Source organism: Streptomyces sp. P9(2023) (assembly GCF_032436795.1).
Classification (GTDB): domain Bacteria; phylum Actinomycetota; class Actinomycetes; order Streptomycetales; family Streptomycetaceae; genus Streptomyces.
This window is the reverse complement of the sequence record NZ_JAUPWM010000431.1, coordinates 1-276: the sequence shown is the minus strand read 5'-3', so window position 1 is coordinate 276 and position 276 is coordinate 1. Positions and strand designations below refer to the sequence as shown.

At 42.8% G+C, this 276-nt stretch carries 1 protein-coding gene; it reads left to right on the top strand.

Translation table 11 applies throughout. The features are described 5' to 3' along the window. Nucleotides 1-276 (top strand): type VI secretion system baseplate subunit TssF (locus tag Q5762_RS38230; protein ID WP_315896918.1); only part of this gene is annotated, 276 nt, incomplete at both ends.

The following is a 276-nucleotide window of genomic DNA, read 5'->3' as shown; positions in this document are numbered from 1 at the left end:
AGAAGGGTTTGCCTTCCTGACTGCTCGTCTGCGTGAAAAAGTAGAAGATGAGTTTCCAGAGCTAACCCACTCAATTATTAATATGCTATGGCCCAATTATTTGCGTCCAGTGCCAAGCATGAGCATTGTTTCTTTTACTCCACAGAGTATTAGTGAGAAACAAACCATCGCACGTGGTACGCAGTTAGATAGTAAGCCAGTATTTGAGACTAAATGCCATTTTAGAACGTGTCGTGATGTGGAGATTTATCCGTTGGAATGTATGGGTGTTACGGC